Source organism: Plantactinospora sp. A48, from assembly GCF_055793945.1.
Genome location: NZ_JBTIXF010000021.1, coordinates 63956 through 84570 on the forward strand (window position 1 = coordinate 63956; position 20615 = coordinate 84570).

At 71.6% G+C, this 20615-nt stretch carries 12 protein-coding genes; 5 read left to right on the forward strand and 7 right to left on the reverse strand.

Translation table 11 applies throughout. The features are described 5' to 3' along the window. Positions 1–54: 54 nt before the first annotated feature. Positions 55–2880 carry a KR domain-containing protein gene (locus tag ACXN5W_RS13855; protein WP_473158657.1) on the reverse strand — a complete coding sequence of 942 codons (2826 nt, stop codon included), beginning with the start codon at positions 2878–2880 and terminating at the stop codon, positions 55–57. Continuing rightward, entirely contained in the window at positions 2877–8813 is a 5937-nt protein-coding gene (locus ACXN5W_RS13860) for an SDR family oxidoreductase (protein WP_473158658.1), read from the reverse strand. The genes ACXN5W_RS13855 and ACXN5W_RS13860 overlap by 4 nt, the downstream gene beginning before the upstream one ends. Before the next feature lie 269 nt (positions 8814–9082). Here ACXN5W_RS13860 and ACXN5W_RS13865 point away from each other — a divergent pair, with 269 nt between their 5' ends. From ACXN5W_RS13865 to ACXN5W_RS13880, 4 genes are all read left to right on the forward strand, one after another. After that, complete coding sequence (locus ACXN5W_RS13865; protein WP_473158659.1) at positions 9083–10045, forward strand: UbiA prenyltransferase family protein; 963 nt, start codon at positions 9083–9085, stop codon at positions 10043–10045. A 72-nt stretch (positions 10046–10117) separates the two neighbouring features. Next, positions 10118–11242, forward strand: a complete 1125-nt coding sequence (locus tag ACXN5W_RS13870) for a glycosyltransferase family 4 protein (RefSeq protein ID WP_473158660.1) — start codon at positions 10118–10120, stop codon at positions 11240–11242. Between the two features lie 17 nt (positions 11243–11259). Continuing rightward, entirely contained in the window at positions 11260–12273 is a 1014-nt protein-coding gene (locus tag ACXN5W_RS13875; RefSeq protein ID WP_473158661.1) for a glycosyltransferase, read from the forward strand. Beyond that, the gene (locus ACXN5W_RS13880) at positions 12270–13331 is read left to right on the forward strand and encodes an NAD-dependent epimerase/dehydratase family protein (protein WP_473158662.1); all 1062 of its coding nucleotides are present in this window, start codon (positions 12270–12272) and stop codon (positions 13329–13331) included. Before ACXN5W_RS13875 ends, ACXN5W_RS13880 begins: the two co-directional genes overlap by 4 nt. A 119-nt stretch (positions 13332–13450) precedes the next feature. Here the strand turns inward: ACXN5W_RS13880 and ACXN5W_RS13885 are convergent, their stop codons facing one another. Then, positions 13451–14374, reverse strand: a complete 924-nt coding sequence (locus ACXN5W_RS13885; protein ID WP_473158663.1) for an SDR family NAD(P)-dependent oxidoreductase — start codon at positions 14372–14374, stop codon at positions 13451–13453. A 153-nt stretch (positions 14375–14527) separates the two neighbouring features. On the opposite strand from ACXN5W_RS13885, the gene ACXN5W_RS13890 reads away from it, so the two are divergent. Beyond that, positions 14528–15730 (forward strand): endonuclease/exonuclease/phosphatase family protein, encoded by a 1203-nt coding sequence (locus tag ACXN5W_RS13890; protein ID WP_473158664.1) that lies wholly within the window; start codon positions 14528–14530, stop codon positions 15728–15730. Between the two features lie 93 nt (positions 15731–15823). Here ACXN5W_RS13890 and ACXN5W_RS13895 read toward each other — a convergent pair whose 3' ends face one another. From ACXN5W_RS13895 to ACXN5W_RS13910, 4 genes are read right to left on the reverse strand one after another with little or no spacing between them, the layout of a single operon-like run. Beyond that, positions 15824–17332 carry an acyltransferase domain-containing protein gene (locus ACXN5W_RS13895; protein WP_473158665.1) on the reverse strand — a complete coding sequence of 503 codons (1509 nt, stop codon included), beginning with the start codon at positions 17330–17332 and terminating at the stop codon, positions 15824–15826. A 45-nt stretch (positions 17333–17377) separates the two neighbouring features. Then, positions 17378–18817, reverse strand: coding sequence for a carotenoid oxygenase family protein (locus ACXN5W_RS13900; RefSeq protein WP_473158666.1), 1440 nt, complete (start codon positions 18815–18817; stop codon positions 17378–17380). Further along, the gene (locus ACXN5W_RS13905; RefSeq protein WP_473158667.1) at positions 18810–20090 is read right to left on the reverse strand and encodes a cytochrome P450; all 1281 of its coding nucleotides are present in this window, start codon (positions 20088–20090) and stop codon (positions 18810–18812) included. The genes ACXN5W_RS13900 and ACXN5W_RS13905 overlap by 8 nt, the downstream gene beginning before the upstream one ends. After that, on the reverse strand, positions 20087–20602 hold the full coding sequence (locus ACXN5W_RS13910) for a PaaI family thioesterase (RefSeq protein WP_473158668.1): 516 nt from the start codon (positions 20600–20602) through the stop codon (positions 20087–20089). Before ACXN5W_RS13910 ends, ACXN5W_RS13905 begins: the two co-directional genes overlap by 4 nt. Positions 20603–20615 lie beyond the last annotated feature (13 nt).

The following is a 20615-nucleotide window of genomic DNA, read 5'->3' on the forward strand; positions in this document are numbered from 1 at the left end:
GAAGAGCGTGAGCCAGGCTAACAGGCCCCATGCCGGGCCGGGACGCCCGGAAGCTCATCGGTCGAACCGCATCCCGGAGAGCCGGAGCCGGAGCTGGCCGCCCGGGTCGTACGCGGCCCACTCTCCGCGACCGACAGCGCCGTCGAGCCAACCATCCGTCGCGATGCCGTCGAGGCCGCCAGCCGGTGCGGCATCAGGCCGGTCGGCCGACGCGGCACCGTTGAGGCCAGCCGCTGCCGCGCTGTCGGGCCGGCCAGTCGTCGCGGTGCCGTCGGGGTGACCGGCCACCGCGGTGCCGTCCGGGTGACCAGCCACCGCGGTGCCGTCGGGATGACCGGCCACCGCGGTGCCGTCGGCGTGACCAGCCGCCGCGGTGCCGTCGGGATGACCGGCCACCGCGGTGCCGTCGGCGTGACCGGCCGCCGCGGTGCCGTCGAGAAGGATGAGGTCGATGCGCAGCTCGGCGGGTTCGACCGGGCCGCCCGCCGCGAGCTGGTCCAGATAGCCGGCCCGGATGAGGTTCTCCACCGTGGTCAGTCCGATCGGTGGACACGGGGCCGGCGTCACCGCCAGCAGGTCCTCGACGTGCTCGGCCGGAGCCGGTGCCCACCACCCACCGGGCCGGGGCCGCCAGCGGGCGATCCGGAACGACTGTCCGTACCAGTGCGGGCCGGCGGCGGGTGAGGTGGCGCCGGCCGGCCCGGCGCCGGTGAGACCGGGCCAGCCTGGACCGCGGACACCGATGCCGGACGGATCGGGCGGGTCGGGCGGGTCGAACCGGTCGGACGGGTAGGACCGGTCGGGCGGGTCGAACCGGTCGGACGGGTAGGACCGGTCGGGATCGGGGCCGACCCGGGCGGCTGCCAGCGGCACCTCCGGCCGGTGCGGCGGCATCTCCGGCCGATAGACCAGTTCCATCCGGGCCGCCTCGGCGTCCCGCCGGAGCAGCGTCGCGCGGACCACCCAGGCATCCCCGTCGCGGCGCCCCTGCGCCGAGCCGGTCAGGTCGATCGTCCGCCGGTCCGGTCCGGCGACCAGTTCCGCCAGCCGTACCGACACGTCCCGGACCGCCGCGAGCCGCAGCCCGGCCGGCCGCTCCGGCAGCACCCACTCCGCGCTGGCCAGCAGGCGGCACAGGCACAGGCTGACCGGCAGCGCCGGCTGACCGGCCAGCCGGAAGTCGTCACAGCAGGGCAGGGTGGCGGGCTCCACCGAGTGCGTCACCCGGATCTGCCGTCCGGGGTGGAAGACCACCGGTTCGCCGAGAAAATAGCGGCTGGCGACCAGCCGGTCGACACCCGGCAGCCCCGGTGGCACCGGGTAACCCCGCAGGATCGACGGCTGCATGTCCGGACCGATCTCCCCGAGGAAGGTGACCTCGCCGTCCCCGCCCGCGAGGATCTCCCGGACCCACCGGCGGCGGGCGTCGGCCACGTCCATCGCGGACATGTAGCGCAGGGTCGCCGCGAAATTGCTGATCATGCCGAGCCGGTCCCAGGTCGGCCAGCAGACGGTACGCACCGGCAGCCGGACCGGCCGGCCCGGTTGCCCGGTCGGCTGCGCGGCCCACAGGCCCAGCCGGCTCAGCCCCTCGTTGGCGGCGCCGTAGTCCAACTCACCGGTCATCCCGCCGAGCCGGCCGGTCAACGAACCCACCGAGCAGAAGAACCGCGGCGCCGACCGGCCGGCCACGGCACGGACCAGGTTGAGGAAGCCCTGAACCTTGATCCGGACCACCTCGGTCACCGCGTCCAGGGACTTGGCCGGCAACCGGATCGGGGTGTCGGCGCCGGCGTTGTGCACCACCCCGTACGGCCCGGCACCGGCCCGTTCCACCAGCCGCGCCACCTGGTCCGGGTCCCGGACATCGCAGCGAGAGTATTCGATACGCAGGCCGTCGCACCGGGCCTGGCGCAGATGCGTCCACAGCTCGCGGGCCCGCTCCAGACCCGCCAGCCGCTCCCGCTCGGCCGGGAGCCGGCGTTCGGCCGCCGCCGCCCGCAGCCGCTCGTCCCGGTACCGCCGGAAGTCGTGATCGGGCATGGTCACCAGCGGGTCGGTCCCGTCCGGTGCCTCGGCCCGACCGCTGACCACCACCCGGCAGCCGAGGTCGGCGGCGAGCGTGCGGGCCAGGTCGAAGCCGATCCCCCGACCACCGCCGGTCAGCACGACGGTGTCCTCGGGGCCGAGCGTCATCGTCGGCGGGCCGACCGGTTCCCGGCGGGGCACCAGCGTGTAGCGGTGACCGGCCCGGTAGCCGATCTCGAACAACCCCCACCCGTACAACTCGGCCACGACCAGGTCGGCGGTGTCGTCCCGGTGTTCGGGGGCCAGATCCACGATCCGCACGTTGCAGTTCGGGATCTCCCGGGGCAGGCCCTTGGCCAGCCCCGCCCAGATGCCACCGAGCGGTTGGTCCATCGTGGCGGGGGCGAAGCCCAGTTGCCCGCCCAGCCGGGTGACCGCGAGGTAGCCGAGCCGATCGGCCGAGGTCTCGGCGCTCCAGTCCGGATGGCACGCCTGCAACAGGGCGAAGGTCTGCCGGAGCGCGGGCACCCAGTTGTCACCCCCGGGCGCGTCGATCGGCTGCTCCAGGTTGAGATCGACGATCGCGTCGAGCCGGCCGGCCGTGGCGACGAACCGGGCCGTCGTCTCCGTCACCTCGCCCGAGGGCGGGTCACCCACCGGGGGCGCGAGCCGGTGCGGGACCGCCCCGGCCGATCGGAGCGCCGCGCCGAGGGCGGCGGCCGTCCGCTCGGCGCCGCCGACGATCGCGATCGACCGGCCGACCAGCCGGGCCCGGTCGGCCGCCACCGGCGCGGTTTCCAGCGGGGTCCAGACCACGCGCTGGACGGCGCGTACCGGGACCTGTCCGGTCAACGCAGAGCCAGTGGGCGTGGTGCGGTAACGAAACTCCCGGTCTCCTGGTCCAGGTAACCCATCACCTTCCAGTCGAGGTCGCTGAACTGGACCAGCAGGCGGCCGTCCGGGCGCACCGCCGCGAACCGGTTGCCGGCACCGGGCCGGCCGTCGGGTTCGGCGTCGGGCAGCATCGCGTACAGCTCGACCCGGCCGTACCGGTCGGCCACCTCAGCGTCGTTGAGGTGCTCGTAGAGGTCGATCCGCCGGATTCCCAGCGGCACCGCCAGCGGGATCAGTCCGGCGGTGGGGGCCAGCACACCGGTCCGGGCCAGCCCGTCGAGCAGCAGCACCGGCAGGTGGAACCGGGAGAACGCCGGGTGGTCACCGGGCAACGCCAGGTGGTACGTGGAGCGCCGGCCCAACGGATGCAGCCGGGTGTCGGTGGTGCTGGCGAACAGGTCCGACAGCAGCACCGGGGAGCCGACCTGGTGGTACGGGTCGGGTGTCGGCGACTCCTGCGCCGGATACCACTCGGGCCAGCGAGGTGCCGCGGGCAGCCGCCCGGCCATCAGCACCTGGATGTCGAAGTGTGGCCGGTCCCGGACCAGCACCGTCCCGTCCGGCGCCACCACGTCACCGCTCACGGTCACCGCGACGCGCGCCTGCCCGAGTTCGGGTCGGCGCTCGACGACCCGGGCCCGGATCCGGATGGTGGGCGGTCGCCGTCGCTCGTGAACCTTCAGGAAGTGCCGGAACACCACCTCCTCGAAGGCGTACGGCAGCAGGTCCGGCAGCAGCACGCGGGCCGCCTCGAAGGCGATCTCCGTGACGAACGTGCCGGGCAGGGTCGGTGTTCCGTTGACCCGGTGGTGGCGCAGGTAGCCGTCGGTCTCCAGGTCGACCACGCGCTCCAGCAGCACCGTGTCGGCGTCCCGGTGGCGGGTCCGGCCGAGATAGAACCCGTCCGGTGCCCGGAGGTGGTCGAGCAGCCGGGGCAGCATCCGGTCGATGGCCGCCGACTCGGCGGCACCGAGGTGGACGGTGTACGGCTCAGGTTCGCTGACGTTCAACTCCCGGAGGAAGTGGTGCAGACCCTCCCCGCTGGTGATGTTGGAGTACGTGCCGGCCCGGTCGAAGTACGCCTTCGTGAGGTCGTTCGCACCGAGGCCGACCTCGCCCCACAAGGTCCACCCGATGGTCAGCTCGTGCTCGCCGCGAATCCGGGAGTGGTACGTGGCGGCGGCGCCCAGGAAGTCGTTGCCCGCCGCGTAGTCGGCCTCGCCCACCTGGCCGGTCAGTCCCAGCAGCGAGCCCATGTTGCACCAGATCCGGGGTGGCTGCTCCCGCAGCGCCGCCCTCAGGTTCTGGTAGGCGCGCAGCTTGCGGTCCCGGATCAACCGGAACTCGGCGAAGTCCTTGCTGGCGATGGGGGCGGACCGGCTCAGCCCGGCCGCGTTGATCAGCAGGTCGATCCGGCTGGCGACGCCCAGGATCTCCGCGGTCGCCGTGGTCACCCGCGTGGGGTCGGTGACATCGCAGCTCAGGTAGCTGACCCGGTCGGCTCCGACGTGTTCGGCCAGGCGGGCGAGGTTGCGCCGGGTCACCCGGGCGTCGGCGATCCGGTCGTACTCCCGGCCGGCGGTGGCCGGGGTGAGCCCGGGTTGCTGCGCCAGCCGCTGGCGGATGTAGCCGCGCCGTCCCCGGGTGAACTCGTCGTCGTCCAGTTCCAGATATTCCCGGGGATGCGCGTCGATGGGATTGCTGCCGAGCACGAAGATCCGGGGTCGGAAGTGGCGGGCCAGTCCCACCAGCAGTTCCGCGGTGATGCCCCGGCCGCCACCCACCGCGACCACCACCGAGTCCGGCCCGAGTCGCGCCGCCCCGGGCGGCACCAGCTCACCGGGCTCGGCCAACACGGTGACCCGTTGGCGCACCCCGCCCGCGTACTGGGTCACCGGCAGGTCGCCCGCCAGCGCCCACTCCCGTTCCACCTCGGCCAGCCCGGTCGGCACGTCGGTCGTGTCGGTCAACACCGCGATGGTGGTGCAGTCCGGCGTCTCCAGGTGGATCACCTTGAACAGGCCGCTGAACAGACCGGTGTAGGGATGCGCCACGCCGCCGGGCAGCGCGTTCAGGAACAGGCCCAGGCAACTGGTCGCCCCGGCACCGCCCGTTTCACCGCCGTCCGCCCCGGCGCCGTCCGTCCCGTCGCCGCCCGCTCCGGCACGCCGGCTCAGCCGCTGCTGCACCACCAGGTACAGCAGGTCGTGCAGGGCGATCAGGGCGGTTGGCGGGGTGCTGCCGGAGTCGTCCACCCCGGTCAGGTCGGTCAGCAGCCGCACGTGCGCGATCCGATGTTCCGGGTCCGACCGGTCCAGCACCGCCCGCACGGCCTCCGGGGTCACCTCCGGCAGGTGTCCGGGACCGGCCGCCGGCGCCGTCGACAGGACCAGGACATTCCCGGGTACGCCGGCCGCCGCCAGCAGGTCCGGCCGGTCGGTCAGCACGGCGACCGAGCCGGGCCCACCGGCTGCCGACGTACCGGTCCAGAACGGGACCGTCGCGCGGACCGGGACCCCCGGATCGGCCGCCCAGCGCACCGCGTGGCGGGCGGTGCCCAGCGGCAGCAGCTCGGCACCGGCGGCGTACCGGCCGGTGTCGTAGCAGTCGGCCGGGACCTCGGGGGCCGGTTCCGGGCGCCGGACCCGAAGCACCACGTCCCGGCCCGGTTCCTCGCTGTGGCAGACGACCGTGCCCCCCGCCGCCGGACCGGCCAACGCGGCCATGATGCCGATCGCGCCCTCCGCCCCGAGGAAGCAGTGGTCGCGACCGGCCCGGTCGGCGCCGCAGTCGAACCGCTGGCCCGCCGGCTCGTCGGGGTCGGGCGTCAGGGTCGGGGGGTCCAGGTGGGCCAGGATCCGCAGGCCGGCCGACCGCGCCGTCTCCTCGGTCACCAGCGCGAACAGTATCGCGCCCTCGGCCGGTCGCGCGGTGCCGCCCAGTGCGCCGTCCAGCAGCTGCCCCACCTCGTGGGTGCTGTTGCCGTTGACCCCGCCCACCAGGGCCATCTTCAGTTCCCCGGTCCGCAGGTAGTGGCTCGCCACTCCGACGGCGCTCAGCGCCGAGGTGAGCCCGGTGTCCACCACCATGTTGAGACCGTGCAGGTCGAAGGAGTTGGCGACCCGCGCCGGGATCACGTTCGGCATCATTCCGGGGAAGGTGTCCTCGGTGGAGGGTGGCACCCGCCGGCGTACCGCGTCGGCGTACTCCCGCAGCGCGGTGTCCAGCCACTCCGCGCCGGAAAGGGCCGGATCGGTGCTCAGCGCGTGCGTGACGTCGTCGAGGTAACACCGGCCGGCGTACCGCATTCCGTTCCCGGTCGGGCCCTGGTGTCCGAGGACCACGCCGGTGGTCTCGCGGTGCTCGGCCCAGAACGCGCCCAACTCGTCGCGCATCTGGTGGGCGCACTCCAGCACCATGAGCTGGCACCTGTCGATCGCCTGCGCCGTGCGACCGGGCAGGCGGACCCGCTCGAAGGGTGGCATCGGGTACGTGGCGCCGAAGCTCGGCGCGAACGGCGCCGGCCCGCCCCGGCGCAGCCAGTCGTCCAGTTCGGTGACGTCGCGCAGGCCGGGCAGGTGTGCGGCCCGGGCGACGATCACGATCGGCTGCGCGGGCGCGGTCGGGGCGGGCGACGGACGTACCGGCGCCGACGCCGGCGGTGGTTCCCGGACGATCAGTGTGGCGTTGGTGCCGCCGAACCCGAAGCCGCTGACGGCCGCGGTCCGCCGCCGGCCCGGGTTCCCCGGCCAGGGCACCGGGGTGGTCGGAATGACCAGGTCACCGGTGCCGGCCGCGGCGAACCCCGGCGACGGCGCGGTGAACCGGTGCTGGGGCGGGATCAGCTCGCGGTCCATGCCCAGCAGGGCGTGTACCAGGGAGACCACCCCGGCGGTCCATCCGGTGTGGCCGACCACGGACTTGTTCGAGGTGACGTGGACCGGCCCGGCCCCGGCCATCGCCTCCCGCAGGGTGCTCAGCTCGGCGAGGTCCCCGGCGGGGGTGCCGGTCGCGTGCGCGATCACCCAGCCCGGCCGGTCCGTCCCGGTGGTACCCGACTGGTTCAGGGCACGCTGGATGGCCAGTCGCTGACCGGCCGCGTTGGGTGCGTAGATGGCCTTGCCCCGCCCGTCCGAGGACGAGCCGACGCCCGCGATGGTGCCCCAGATCCGGTCGCCGTCGGCCCGCGCCCGGCTCAGCCGCTTGAGCACCACCGTCGCCGCGCCGTCGGCGAACAGCACCCCGTCGGCGGCCCGGTCCAGGCTGCGTACGACACCGCCGGTGGACAGGCCACTGAGCTTGGCGAACAGCACCGACCCGCGCGGGCCGTTGGCGAACGCCCCGCCGCAGGCGACGATGTCGCGGGTGCCGGCCAGGATCTCCTTGACGCCCAGGTCCACGGCGTAGAGCGAGGACGAGCAGGCGGTGTCGACCACCAGCAGTTCGGCCTCGGGCGGCAGGATTCCGCGCATCGCGTGCAGTCCGACCTGGTGCGGGAAGAACCGCACCGGGTCCGGGCCGCTGCGCGGGTATCGCCGGGTCAGGGCCGTGGCGATGCGGTCCAGCGCCGCGGCCCGGACGTCGTCGGGCAGGTCCAGCCGGGCCAGGATCGGGGCCAGTTGGGCCAGCACGCCCGCGCGTACCGTCGCCTCCTCGAGGTGCTGGCTGCCGTCCGCGGTGTAGCCGACGTAGCAGCCGTACCGGTCCGACGGACGTACCGTCACCCCGTCCATCGCCTGTAGCAGCGAGTGCCGCAGCCACATCGTGGTGGCCTCGGGTGCCGGCCGGGTCCGTCCGTTCCGGGCCAGTTCCTCGGCCAGCGCCGGGTGCGGGACGAAGTCGGTGATGAAGGCCGAGTGCCGGGAGTAAGTCTTGTCCTCGGCGTGCCGGTCCTCGGCGTAGAACATCTCGTTGTCCCAGCGTTCGGCCGGGATCTCGACGAACCGCTCGGCGCCGTGCAGCAACTCCCGCCAGAACTCCTCGGGGTCGTTGGCCCCGGACACGGCCAGGCCCATGCCGACGACCGCGACCTCGTCCTCGACGTCGTCCTCGACGGGAGCCGAAACCCGGGCCGGGGCTGGTGGCGCGGCCTCGGGTGTCGACGCGATCGGTGGTGGGGCGAGCAGCGCCTGGCCGGTGGACAATCCACCGTCGGCGAGGATCACCTGACCGGTGATCCAGCTCGATCGCGGAGAGGCCAGGAAGGCCACCACCTCGGCCAGTTCCTCGGGTCGACCGAGCCGGCCCATCGGGGTGGCCCCGATGATCGTCCGTTGCATCCGCTCGGCGTCCGGGAACTGCCCCGCCACCGGCGATTCCAGCATGCCCGCCGCGGCCGTGTTGACCCGGATTCCGTGCCGGGCCAGGTCGGCCGCGAGATACCGGGTCAGCGCCTCGAGCGCCGCCTTCGCCGGCCCACAGGCCAGGTATCCCGCCATCACGAACTGCCCACCGCCGAGGGTGGAGAGGTTGACGATGCTGCCACCGCCCCGCGCGATCATCATCGGCGCCGCCCGCTGGGCGCAGTGCAGGCTGCCCTTCAGGTCGGTGTCCCAGGCCCGGTCCAGAGCCTGGTCGGTCACCTCCCCGGGCCCGCCCAACGCGCCGTCGGCCGCGCTGTTGACCAGGATGTCCAGGCCACCATGGACGGCCTGGATCTCGTCGAACATCCGGTCCACCTGGTCGGGCCGGGCCACGGAGGCGCGGATCAGGTGGACGCGGCCACCGGCGGCCTCGATCTCGGCCCGGGTCCGGCGGGCCTCGTCCGGCGATCGGAAGTAGTTCACCACGACCAGCGCGCCAGCGGCGGCCAGTCGTCGACTGATCGCCCGGCCGACATTTCGCGCGCCGCCGGTAACCAGGGCGACCTTTCCGTCGAATTCACCGGTCATGCCGCTACTCACCGGTCCCTGCGTGGTTGACGGTCATCCCGTACCCCCGTCCCGGACGCTTCCCCACGGTCAACTCAGGACCACCCGGGATCCATCATCAATCCAGATGCGTCTCTGTGGAAGGCATCTGGACCGGGTTGTCGTACGGGGCGACCGAAGCCAGATTCGAACAAGAAATTGCCAAGGTGGCGGCCGTCGTCGGCCGGCTAATCTCCGTCGCGTGCGCTTCGTAGCGGGGCGCACGGCAGCCGGGACGGAGGGTGACCGCGATGCCGAAGCCGATAGGGGTCGACGAATCCGCGATAGCACTTGACGGGATAGCACCCGTCGACGAGAGGCCGGCCGAGCTCGCCCGGAACGTCGGCCGGGACCTGATCTCCCTGCTGCGCCCCGGGCAGTGGCCCAAGAACCTCCTGGCGGTCTCGGTGCCGCTGCTCGATCTCGACGTCTGGCGGGTGGCGAGCCTGTGGCGGATGCTGTGGGCCGTGGTGGCCTTCACCATCGCATCGACGATCGTGTACGTCGTGAACGACCTGGCCGACCGCCACCGTGACCGGACCCACCCGGTCAAGCGACACCGCGCCATCGCCTCCGGCCGCACCTCGATCCCGGAGGTCGCGCTGCTGCTGACCGTCCAGGTCGGACTGCTGGCCGGTCTGCTCACCGTCCAGCCGTTGTCGTCCTCGTGGCCGATCGGCGCGTACCTGCTGCTCACCACGGGTTACTCGACGATCCTCAAGCACGTGCCACTGGTCGACGTCTTCGTCGTCGCGCTCGGCTTCGGCCTGCGGATGATGCAGGGCTACGTGGTGGTCGGCACCAAGGTCTCCGGTTGGCTGCTGACCTCCGTGTTCCTGCTGTGCCTCCTGCTCATCCTGGGCAAGCGGCGGCAGGAGCTGACCGCCACCAACGGCGCGCACCGGCCGGCGCTGCGCGGTTACACCGTTCCGCTGACCGACCAGTTGATGATGCTCTGCGCCGTCCTGTCGGTGGGTTTCTACCTGCTGTACGTCCGGACCGAGGCGCCGCTGGGTGGCTACTCCCTCGCGGCGGCGGTGCTCACCGCACCGCTGGCACTGTTCGGGGTGTTCCGCTATCTCCAGATGGTCCTGGTCCAGGATGGCGGGGACAATCCGGTCCGGATGCTGCTCCGGGATCCGGCGCTCGTCATCAACTCGATGCTGATGGCCGTGGTGTCGGGCGGATTCCTGCTGGCAGCCCACATCACGTAACGGAAATGAAACCTCGCGAGAACAAACAAGTGCCGGAGAAGCCATTGCCGCCGACGGATTGCGAATAGACCGATGGACACCAAGTATGACCTGACGGTAGCGCTCACCTATTACGAGCCGTACATCAGCGGGCTGACCCACACCGCCCGCTGCATCGCCGAGGGCATGGTGGAACGGGGCTGGCGGGTCGCGGTGGTCGCGGCCCAGCACGATGCCGACCTGCCGCTCCGCGAGACCATCTCGGGCGTCGACGTGTACCGGGCACCGGTGCTGATGCGGATCAACCGGGGGTTCATCGCACCGCGCTACCCGGTGCTCGCCACCCGGCTGGCCCGCAACTCCTCGGTCATGTTCCTCAACCTGCCGATGGCCGAGGCCGCGCTGGTGGCCCGGGGGGCCGGTCGTACGCCGATGGTGAGCATGGTCCACATCGACCTGTACCTGCCGCCGAGCCGGTTCAGCCGGGCCCTCATGCGCCTGTCGGACGTCACCTCGCGGGCCGCGATCCGGCGCTCCGACGCCGTGGTCACCTACAGCAAGGACCAGGCGCTCGCCTCGCAGCTCTGGCCCGACATCCAGAAGCGTCGCTTCACGCCGATCGCCGCGCCGTGCCTCGACCGCCGCGACGGCCAGCCCAGGTACCGCGAGACCAGCGCCCTGCACGTCGGCTTCCTGGGCCGGGTCGTGGAGGAGAAGGGCATCCAGTACCTCATCCGGGCCTTCCGGCGGATCACCGATCCGGAGGCCCGGTTGTTGATCGCGGGCAACTACCACGCGGTGGCCGGCGGCAGCAACCTCGCCGAAATCCAGGCCGAGATCGCCGAGGACAGCCGGATCAGGGTGCTCGGTGAGTTGCGCGGCAAGGAGGTGGACGACTTCTACGCGTCCATCGACGTGTTCGCGCTGCCGTCGGTGGCCGAGTCGTTCGGCATCGTGCAGGCGGAGGCCATGATGGCCGGCATCCCGTCGGTCACCACCGATCTTCCGGGCGGGCGCTATCCGGTGACCGCCACCGGGTTCGGCCGGGTGATCCCGCCACGCGATCCGATCGCGCTGGAGAAGGCCATCCTGGAGATGGCGGACACCGACCAGGACTGGCGGGACGGCAAGGCGAAGGAAGCACGCGAGCAGTTTTCGCTGGCAGCTTGCCTGGACGCGTACGAGGCGCTGTTCACCTCGCTGCGCCGGCAGCGGTGACCCATGGGAGAGAACGCATGAACGAGCAGCCACTGGTCTCGGTGGTCATTCCGAACTACAACTACGCCCGGACACTGTCCGCGTGCATCGAGGCGGTCCAGCGCCAGACCTACCCCTCGATCGAGATCATCGTGGTCGACGACCACAGCACCGACGACTCGGTGGCCATCGCCCACCGGTACGGGGTCACGGTGCTGGAAACCCCGGTGAACAGCGGCGTCTCCATCGCCCGCAACCTGGGTGCCGAGAACGCCAAGGGGCAGATCCTGTTCTTCCTGGACTCCGATGTCGCGTTGGACACCGACGCGGTGGCCAACGCGGTCGCCGCGCTGGAGGCCGACCCGACGATCGGAGCCATCTGCGGCATGTACCGGGCCGAGCCGCTGTTCCCGGCCGGGCTGGTCAAGGACTACCGGGCCATCCAGCAGTACGTCTGGTTCGGTGAGATCGAGGGACCCATCCCCGGCCTGCACTCGGCGCTGTGCGCGATGCGGGTCGAGGTGTTCCGCGAGATCGGGCCGTTCAACTACCGGCTCCGGTGGACCGAGGAGCAGGAGTACGGCTTCCGGCTCAACACCCGGTACGAGGTCCGGGCCACCCGGAAGATCCGTGGGCTGCACGACCACGACGCCACGATCGGCGTCCTGCTCCGCAAGGTCTTCCAGCGGACCCGGCTCGGCGCGCCCAACTGGATGCGGCTGAACCGGCTGCCCGGCGGTGCCGCCACCGGACTGCGCGCGGTCGGCAGCGGGTTCGTCCTCGCGGCCGTGCTCAGCCTGGCGCTGCTGCCGCTGTTCGGCGCGTGGACGCTGATCGGCACGGCGGCGCTGATCGTCATCGGCATCCTGATGGACCGCCGCACGTACGCCTACGCCTTCCGGACCCGTGGGGTCTACTTCGGGCTCCGGTTCACCGTGCTGCACCTGATGGTGATGCTGACCTCGGCGGTGGCCGCCGGACTCGGCATGGCGCAGGGAGTGCTGTTCCCCGGTTGGGTCCGCCGGCTCTACGGGACGGAGATGACCGCGTGACTCGACGGGTGGTGGTCACCGGTGGCGCGGGCGTGCTGGGCAAGGCGCTGGCCGGCACGCTCGCCGAGCGGGGTGACCAGGTTCTGACGATCGACATCCGGCCCTGGCCGACCGCCCCGCCCGGCGTGCGGCACACGGTCGGCGACATCCGGGACCCGGAGCAGATGCTGTCCCTGGTCGACGGCGCCGACGCGGTCGTGCACAGCGCCTCCGCGCTGCCGAGCTATCCCGCCGCCACGATCCGCTCGGTGATCGTCGACGGCAGCCGGTCCGTGCTCGACGCCTCCAGGAAGGCCACCGTGCCCCGGGTCGTCTACATCTCGACGACCTCGGTCTACGGCCTGCCCACCGTGGTTCCCACCCCGGAGACCTACCCTCGGCAGCCGGTCGACCCGTACGGCGCCTGCAAGGTCGAGGTGGAGCAGCGGTGCGAGCAGCTGCGCTCGGAGGGCATGTCCATCCCCATCCTGCGGCCGAAGACCTTCCTCGGCCCCGGCCGGATGGGGCTGTTCGCGATGCTGTTCGAGTGGGCCGAGGAGGGCCGCAACTTCCCGCTGCTCGGTGGCGGTCGGGCGCTGACCCAGATGTGCGCCACGGAGGACGTGGTGGAGGCCGTGCTGGCCACGCTCAGGGCACCCGACAACGTCGCCAACGACACGTACAACATCGCCGCCGCCGAGTTCGGCAGTCTCCGGGACGATTTCCAGGCCGTGCTGGACGCCGCCGGACACGGCAAGCGGGTGGTGGGGATCCCGGCCCGGCCGGCGGCTGCGGTGCTCAACGTGCTGTCGACGCTGCACCTGTCCCCGATCTACCGGCGGCTCGCCTACAAGCTCATCGCCGACTCGTACGTCAGCATCGAGCACGCCCGCGACCGGCTCGGTTTCCAGCCGCGCTACTCCAACCGCGAGGCCATCCTCGCCGCGTACCAGTGGTGGCGCGAGCATCGCGAGACCAGCCCCGGGCAGGTCGGCCGGTCCGGCGGCAAGTCGACCTGGCGGACCAGCGACGACCCGTGGCGGCAGGGGGCACTCGCGCTGGCCAAGGCGTTCTTCTAGCGACTCCTCGGATTGTTGTGAGCCCCGGACCCCCGCGTCAGGTACGCGGAGGTCCGGGGCTCATGAGGTGTGGGGTCCCGGCCGAAGGCGTCGGACCCCCCGGCCGAAGGCGTTGATCCCTAGCCGAAGGCGTTGATCCCGGTCAGTTCGGCCGAGACGGTCCACAGCCGCTCGGCCTCCGCGTCGGAGAACTCCGGCTCCTCGGCGATGTCGCAGTCGGCGCAGTAGACGCCGCCCAGGCCGTTCAGCGCCGGTGAGGTCGCCGCCCACACCTGGGTCGCCGCGCCCTGCTCATGCGTCTTGAAGATCGGCATCGCCGCGTTGCCGTCCTCGTCGATCCAGCCCGCCGCCATCATCTCCTCCTTGGTCAGATGGCGTTGCAGCGGCGTGAGGATGTATCCGGGGTTCACCGAGAAGGCGCGGACCCCGGCGTCCTGACCGAGCACGTCGAGCCAGGTGGCGAAGAGCGCGTTGGACTTCTTCGACTGGACGTAAGCCAGCCACTTGTCATAACCCTGCTCGAACTGCAGGTCGTCCCACTGGATTTTCGAGTCGTCGCTGAGGCCACTGGCCAGCACGACGACCCGGGCCCCGCCGTTGCCGGCGATGGCCGGCCACAGCTCGTTGACCAGCGCGTAGTGCCCCAGGTGGTTGATCGCGAACTGTGCTTCCAGGCCCGGCCCGACCCGGGTCTCCGGGCAGGCCATGATCCCGGCGTTGGTGAGCACCAGGTCGACCGGCCGGTTCTCGGCCAGGAACCGCTTGGCGAACCCGCTCACGCTCTCCAGATCGGCCAGGTCGAGCTCGTCGACCTGGACGCCGTCGATGTCCTTCAGCGCCTCGCGGGCCGCCGCGGGCTGGCGGGCCGGCACGACGACGCTGGCACCGGCGCCGGCGAGGGCCCGCGTTGTCGCCAGCCCGAGACCCGAATAGCCACCTGTGACGATCGCGAGCTTGCCGGTCAGGTCGATCCCGTTCAGGACGTCGGTGGTGGTGCTCTCGGCGCCGAAGCCCGATCCGATCTTTCGCTGAGGCGTCTTCATGAGGAGAAGCATAAATGCCTATTGGTCGCCGACCCGCATCCAAGGATCGACACCAAGGTGGCGACAAGGTCCTTTCCCGTAGCCTTTTGCAGACCTAGAAAATCCAGACGTGGGGGTGTGGCGGTGGCGGCTGGCGTACACGGACCCGAGGTCGTGACCGAGCCGGAGAGTACGCCCGAGCCGCCGGATCGGGGCGGTGGCCTGCGCGACCGTCTCCGGCGTCGCCGGGACCGGCCGGGCCGGTGGAGCTGGTGGACCCGGCTGGCCGTGCTGCTCTGCGTGGGGTGGCTGCTGTTCGTCGTGGCACACCTGCTGATCAGCGGCAGGGCCTACTGGTGGGGCCCGTTCGACCTGCTGCCGCCGATCGTCTTCGCGGCGGTGCCCGTGGTGCTGGTCGCGGTGGCCCTGCTGGCCCGGCAGGTGCGCTGGCGACTCGTGCTGGCGCCGGTGCTCGCCCTGGCGCTGGGGCTCGGGTTCGGGCTGAGTGGAATCAACTTCGGCACGATCTTCTACAGCCCGCCGCCGGCCACGTCCGGGGCGATAAAGCTGGTCACCTGGAACACCGAGTACTGGGACCAGGACGTCCGGGAAAGCGGTCGCACCACCGCCGACTTCTACCGGTTCCTGCGCGGGATGGACGCCGACGTCTACCTCCTGCACGAGTACGCGCACGCCGATTTCACCCTGCCGGACGTCTTCGCGCAGGCCCTGGTCATCGATCAGATGGCGGAACTGCGCCAGAACTTCCCGGGGTACGAGATCGTGCTCGAAGGCCGGAACGTCACGCTGTCCCGGTTGCCGGTGGTCGGGCACCACCCGCTCTACTCCACCCCGTGGCTGCCCGACGACCTGAAGGCGTTGCCCCCGGCGTTCAACGGCCATCCCCTCTTCTACACCTCGCAGGTGCTGCGTACGGACATCCGGGTGGGAGACCGGGTCGTCTCCTTCTACGACACCCACCTGTTCCAGCCGCCGCGCCGGTTGCTGATGATGAAGGGCGAACCGGGGCAGAGCGTGTTCCAGGTCGACCGCTTCAACTTCGCGATGCGGCGGGCAAGCCTTGAGGCGATCCGCGCCGACGTCAAGGACAACTCCCAACCAATCGTCCTCGCCGGTGACCTGAACACGTCTGCGTCGATGGGCCAGCTGCGGATGTTGCCGGATCGCCTGGTCGACCACACCCGGGCGCTGTCGTCGCTGTACCCGGCGACGTGGGAGGTGGGGAAGCGCCCCTACTGGCGGATCGACTGGCTGCGCACCACCTCGGACGTCACCGTTCACCAGTACAAGTTCCTCGACCCGGACGGCCTGTCGGACCACAAGGTCCAGCAGATCCAGCTGTCGGTCAAGGGATGACTCGCCGCCGGTAGCCGGCAGCGCAGCCGGCGTCCGGCGCCGAAAAGGGGCTGTCCCTGGTTTCTCACCAGGGACAGCCCCCTTTTTCGGTGCTCAGCCCCGGTGGCCCGCCGGTTCGGTGGGCCGCGATGACGGGTTCACCACGTAGTCGGCGATGCGGCCGAGGTTCGGGTAGCCACCGGCCCGCAGCGTCTCCTCGACCGTGGGCAGCTCGTAGCGGGCCGCCACCCTGGTCAGCAGCTCGGTCTGCTTGAGCGAGTCGACGCCCAGCTCGGCCTCCAGGTCGGCGTCCTCGGTGAGCACCTCGACGGGATAGTCGAGCGCGTCGGCGTACAGCTCGGCCAGTTCGCGCAGCACCCGGTCCCGGTCGGCCGCCGCTGCGGCCCGTTCCGGTGCCGGTGCGGCGGGCCGGGCCGCGGTCGGAGCCGTCGGCCCGGCCGGGGCATGACCATTGCCGTTGACCTGACCCGTCCAGGACCGTCCCAACGCGGGCTGCACCGGCTCACCGACCGGCGCAGCGGGCTGGGTCGGCGCAGCGGGCTGGGACATCGTGCCCGCGACGGTGGGCTGACGCAGCGGTTCCCCCACGGCGGGCCGGGGCGCCGCGCTCCCGACGGCGGTCTGGGGCGTCGCGTCCGGCGCGGCGAGCTGGTGCAGCGCGTCGACCATCCGGGCCTCGGCCGGACCGCGTCCGTCGACGGTCACCACCGTGGCGACCGCCGGGACGGCCGCCCGGACCAGCTTGCTGAGCGTGTCCCGCGCCCCGCACTCCACGAAGGTGTCCAAACCGAGCGCGTACGCCGTCCGGACCGCGTCGAGGAAGCGGACCCGCCGGGTGAGGTGCTCGGCGATCATGCCGGTGATGTCGTCATCCTCGGTGTAACAGCGGCCGGCGATCGGCGACCAGACCGGAACCCGGGGCGGGCGCGGTCGCAGCAGCCGAATTCGCTGGTGCAGTCCGTCCACCGCGCCGGCCAGCATCGGGTTGTGAAACGGGTACGGTGAGCGCAGCCGCGCACTCGACACCCCGAGCAGGCCGGTGATCGACTCGGCCCGGGCCAGGGCCGCCGCCGGCCCGGACAGCGCCGTCTGGCGTGGCGCGTTCTCGGTGGCGACCACCAGCTCGGGGTCGGCGATCAGGTCCACCAGGGACTGTGCCCGGTCCGCTCCCAGGCTGACGGCGGTCATCCCACCGTCGGGCCCCGCCGCGCGCAGGGCCGCGTTGCGGGCCACGACGATCTCCGCACCCTCGGCGACCGTGAAGACTCCCGCGGCCACCAGCGCCGCGACCTCACCAAGGCTGTGGCCGATCATGCGGGCCGGACGTACCCCCGCGCCCCACAGCACCTGGAACGTGGCCACGGCGGTCGCGTAGATCGCCACCTGGAGGGTGTCCGGATCGGTCTCCAGCAGCCGGTCCAACGATGGCGGCTCGACACCGAGCAGGACCGGCGAGAGCGCCAGGCCGCCGTTCGCGACCAGGGTGCTGTCGATCTCGGCCAACACCGGCTCGACCTCGCGGAATCGCGCGGCCAGGCCGGGTAGCGCGTCGGGCAGGTATGAACCCTGCCCGGGAAACAGGAAGACGGTGCTGGTGCTCATCCTCACTCCGCTCTGATCCGCTCGGCTTGAGATCCGCTCGGCCGGCTACCTCAGGTCTCCGTAGAACTGGCCGTGGAAGTCACTCGGGATGTGTTGCGGCACGCTGGCCCGGGCCAGCTCGGTGAAGGAAGCGCCGTCCAGCACGAGCAGGAACGAGGTGCCGGTTCGCACGTCGAGCACCGCCGACAGCGCCACCCCGTCGTCCTCCGCGGTGGCGTCCGGGGCGGGTACGAAGACCGCCTCGCCGGGGAAGCAGCCCCGCTCGTGCCAGGACCGCAGGCTGCCGTCGGTTATGTCGATCTTGGCCAACTGGTTCATCGCCCGGCTGCCCGGAGTCTGGCTCAGGCCGTAGACGTACCGGTAGTCCCGGGTGTTGTGGTGCTGGTAGTTGATCCGGGGCATCTCCAGCGGCACCTCGGAGAGCACCTCGTGGTCCACCGCCGACGTCCGGCCGGACAGCGGCAGCCGGTACCGGCGCAGGGTGTACCCGTACCGCTTCAGGTTGAGCTGCTCGGCGGTGGCGGGCATGCCGAGCACCGTCTCGAACGGCGTCCGGGTGGCGGTCAGGTCCAGGATCAGTTCGGAACCGCGCTCGTGCATGTTGATGTGGTGGAAGGCGAAGCACGCCTCGGTCTCGAAGGTGCGGACGACGGCTCCCTCGCGCTTGTCGATGACGACGAACCGGGTGCCGCGCTCGGGTGTCCAGCGGGCACACTCCAACACCGACTTGTGCTCGTCGAGGAACTCGATCGGGTCGAGCAGCACGGGGAACTCGGCGAGCACCACGTAGTGCTCGGACATCCCGAAGCTGTGCATGTAGCACGGCTGCGCGGTGGGTACCCGGCACAGCACCCGCTGCTCCAGCGTGCCGTCCGGGATGTAGAAGACCTGGTACGCGCTCTGCTCACCCATCGTGGTGCCGTAGTTGAGCAGCGCCGCGCCCGGCACGTCGCGGTGCGGGTGCGGGGTGGCGATCTCCACGTCCACCGGGTTGCTGAAGGGCGCCGGCCCGAGGGTCGCCAGCGTGCGCGGGTCGAACTGCATGGCGATCGGCGACTCGGTGAGCGCGACGAACCGGTCGGTGAGCCGGGCCACGTTGACGCCGTTGTTGTCCGTGACGTTGGGTGAGAACTCCGCGAAGTACTGGCCGAACAGTTCCCCGCAGGGGTCCGGGCCGAACTGCTTGCCGAAGAACTGCTTGTCCCGCTCGGCCCGCTGGTACGTCTCGCTGCGCAGGTAGCGGTTGGTGTAGGACACCTCGCCGCCGCCGAAGGTGAAGGCGTGCAGCATGGCCAGACCGTTGAACCAGGACCGCATCCGGTAGTCACCGATCTCGAACTTCCCCGGCCCGTTGCGGATCAGCGTCCCGGCCAGCCAGTCGGGCAGGGTGCCGGTGACCGGCAACCGGTCGGCCCGGATCTCGTTGGGCACGCTGGTGAAGCCGAGGAAGTCGGGCAGTGGTGGCGCCGCGATCACCTCACTCATGACGCTGCTCCTTCCTGGTCCCGACCGCGCCGAGCGTGACCGGGAGTTTGTGGGGCCCGCGGAACGTCGGTGTGGTCGAGCGTTCCAGCTCGGTCAGGTGCGGCTGCGGATCGGCGATCCGCTGCGTGAAGAGTCGTACGGCGACCTCGGTGACCACCTCGGCCATCCCGCCGCCGAGGCAGTAGTGGGCGCCGTGGCTGAACGCCAGGTGACGTACTCCCTGACGGTCCAGGTCGAGCCGGTCCGGGTCCGGGAACCGGGCCGGATCTCGGTTCGCCGCGCCCAGCCACATCAGCACCTCGTCACCGGCGGTGAACTCCCGGCCGTCCCGGACGTGCGACTCGGTCACCCACCGGCGGGTGAGCTGCACCGAGCAGTCGTAGCGAAGCAGTTCCGGCGTGGCCCGGCCGACCAGCTCCGGGTCGGCACGCAGTCGCTGGTAGGCGGCGGGGTCGCGGAGCAGGTGCAGCAGGGCGTTGCCGATCTGGTGCGCCGTCGTCATCTGTCCCGCGTTGAACAGGAAGATGAGGTTGCCGATCAGCTCCTCGGTCGAGGCGTACCCGCCGGCCGCCTCGGCGTCGATCAACTGCTGCAACAGGTCGTCGCGGGGCTCGGCGCGGCGGCGCCGGATCAGGTCGCGGAAGTATTCGACGTACTCGCCGACCTGGTCGAGGTACCGGTCGACCCGGCCGGCGAGGCTCGGCCCCTCGTCGACCAGCAGGCCCCAGCTGAGCATCCAGCGGAAGTACCGGCCACGGTCGGCCAGCGGGATGCCCAACAGCTGCGACATCAGCGCGGCCGGCAGCGCGAAGGCGTACCCGCCGATGATCTCGACAACGCCGTTGTCGGCGGTGGCCAGCAGCCCGTCCAGCAGCCGGGCGGCCGTCGCCTCGACGCGGGGCCGCATCGGGGCGACGGCCTGGGGCAGGAACGCGTGCGCGCAGTGCCGGCGTACCCGGGTGTGGGTGGGCGGGTCGACGGCGAACATCTGCCCGTGCAGGGCGTGTTGGGTAGCGACCCGGTCGGGGTCGGTGTCCGGTGGCAGGGCCGCCGGATCCCAGTGCGGACGGGCGGCCGACAGTCGGGGATCGCGGGTCAGGCCGACCAGTTCCTCGTAGCCGGTGACCACCCAGGCGCCCCGCCGGCTCACCTCCGGATCCCAGCGGATCGGGTCCAGCTCGCGGACCCGGTGGAACAGCGGGTACGGATCGGCCAGGAACTCCGGCTGGTGCAGGGCGGCCAGGGTCGGCGGGTCGGCGACCAGCTCGCTCATCCGGCCCCTCCGCTCGGCGTGATGACCAGGCAGGTGGCGGTGGCGTGCGCGTAGATCGCGCCGGCCGCGTCCAGGATCCGGCCCTCCGCCGTGGCCACCCGCCGCCCGGCGTGGACGACGGTGCCCTCGCAGCGCACCGGACCGGTGGCCGAACGGACGGCGCGGACGAAGTGGGCGTTGACCTCGACCGTGGAGTAGGACACCCCGACCGGCAGCGTGGTGTGCACCGCGCAGCTCATCACCGAGTCGAGCGCCGTCACCAGCACGCCGCCGTGGACGCTGCCCAGCGGGTTGTACTGGTATTCCGCCGGTTCCAACGTCGCCACCACCCGACCCTCGTCGGCCTCGGTGATGGTCAGCCCGACCAGCGGTCCGACCGGCGGAGGCGGGATGTCACCGGCCGCCACCGCCCGGATTATCTCCAGCCCGCTCATCTCCCGGGCCGCGTGCGCCAGGATCGCCGGATCCGCCCAGGAGACAAGACGGGAGCGGTCACCGTTCGGTTCGGACATCAACGCCTCCAAC

What these genes read in the sequence shown, in the direction of transcription:
- ACXN5W_RS13900 (WP_473158666.1), bottom strand. Translation starts at nt 18,817, where the DNA reads ATGAGTGAGGTGATCGCGGCGCCACCACTGCCCGACTTCCTCGGCTTC.
- ACXN5W_RS13870 (WP_473158660.1), top strand. Translation starts at nt 10,118, where the DNA reads ATGGACACCAAGTATGACCTGACGGTAGCGCTCACCTATTACGAGCCG.
- ACXN5W_RS13860 (WP_473158658.1), bottom strand. Translation starts at nt 8,813, where the DNA reads ATGACCGGTGAATTCGACGGAAAGGTCGCCCTGGTTACCGGCGGCGCG.
- ACXN5W_RS13895 (WP_473158665.1), bottom strand. Translation starts at nt 17,332, where the DNA reads ATGAGCACCAGCACCGTCTTCCTGTTTCCCGGGCAGGGTTCATACCTG.
- ACXN5W_RS13875 (WP_473158661.1), top strand. Translation starts at nt 11,260, where the DNA reads ATGAACGAGCAGCCACTGGTCTCGGTGGTCATTCCGAACTACAACTAC.
- ACXN5W_RS13905 (WP_473158667.1), bottom strand. Translation starts at nt 20,090, where the DNA reads ATGAGCGAGCTGGTCGCCGACCCGCCGACCCTGGCCGCCCTGCACCAG.
- ACXN5W_RS13865 (WP_473158659.1), top strand. Translation starts at nt 9,083, where the DNA reads ATGCCGAAGCCGATAGGGGTCGACGAATCCGCGATAGCACTTGACGGG.
- ACXN5W_RS13910 (WP_473158668.1), bottom strand. Translation starts at nt 20,602, where the DNA reads ATGTCCGAACCGAACGGTGACCGCTCCCGTCTTGTCTCCTGGGCGGAT.
- ACXN5W_RS13885 (WP_473158663.1), bottom strand. Translation starts at nt 14,374, where the DNA reads ATGAAGACGCCTCAGCGAAAGATCGGATCGGGCTTCGGCGCCGAGAGC.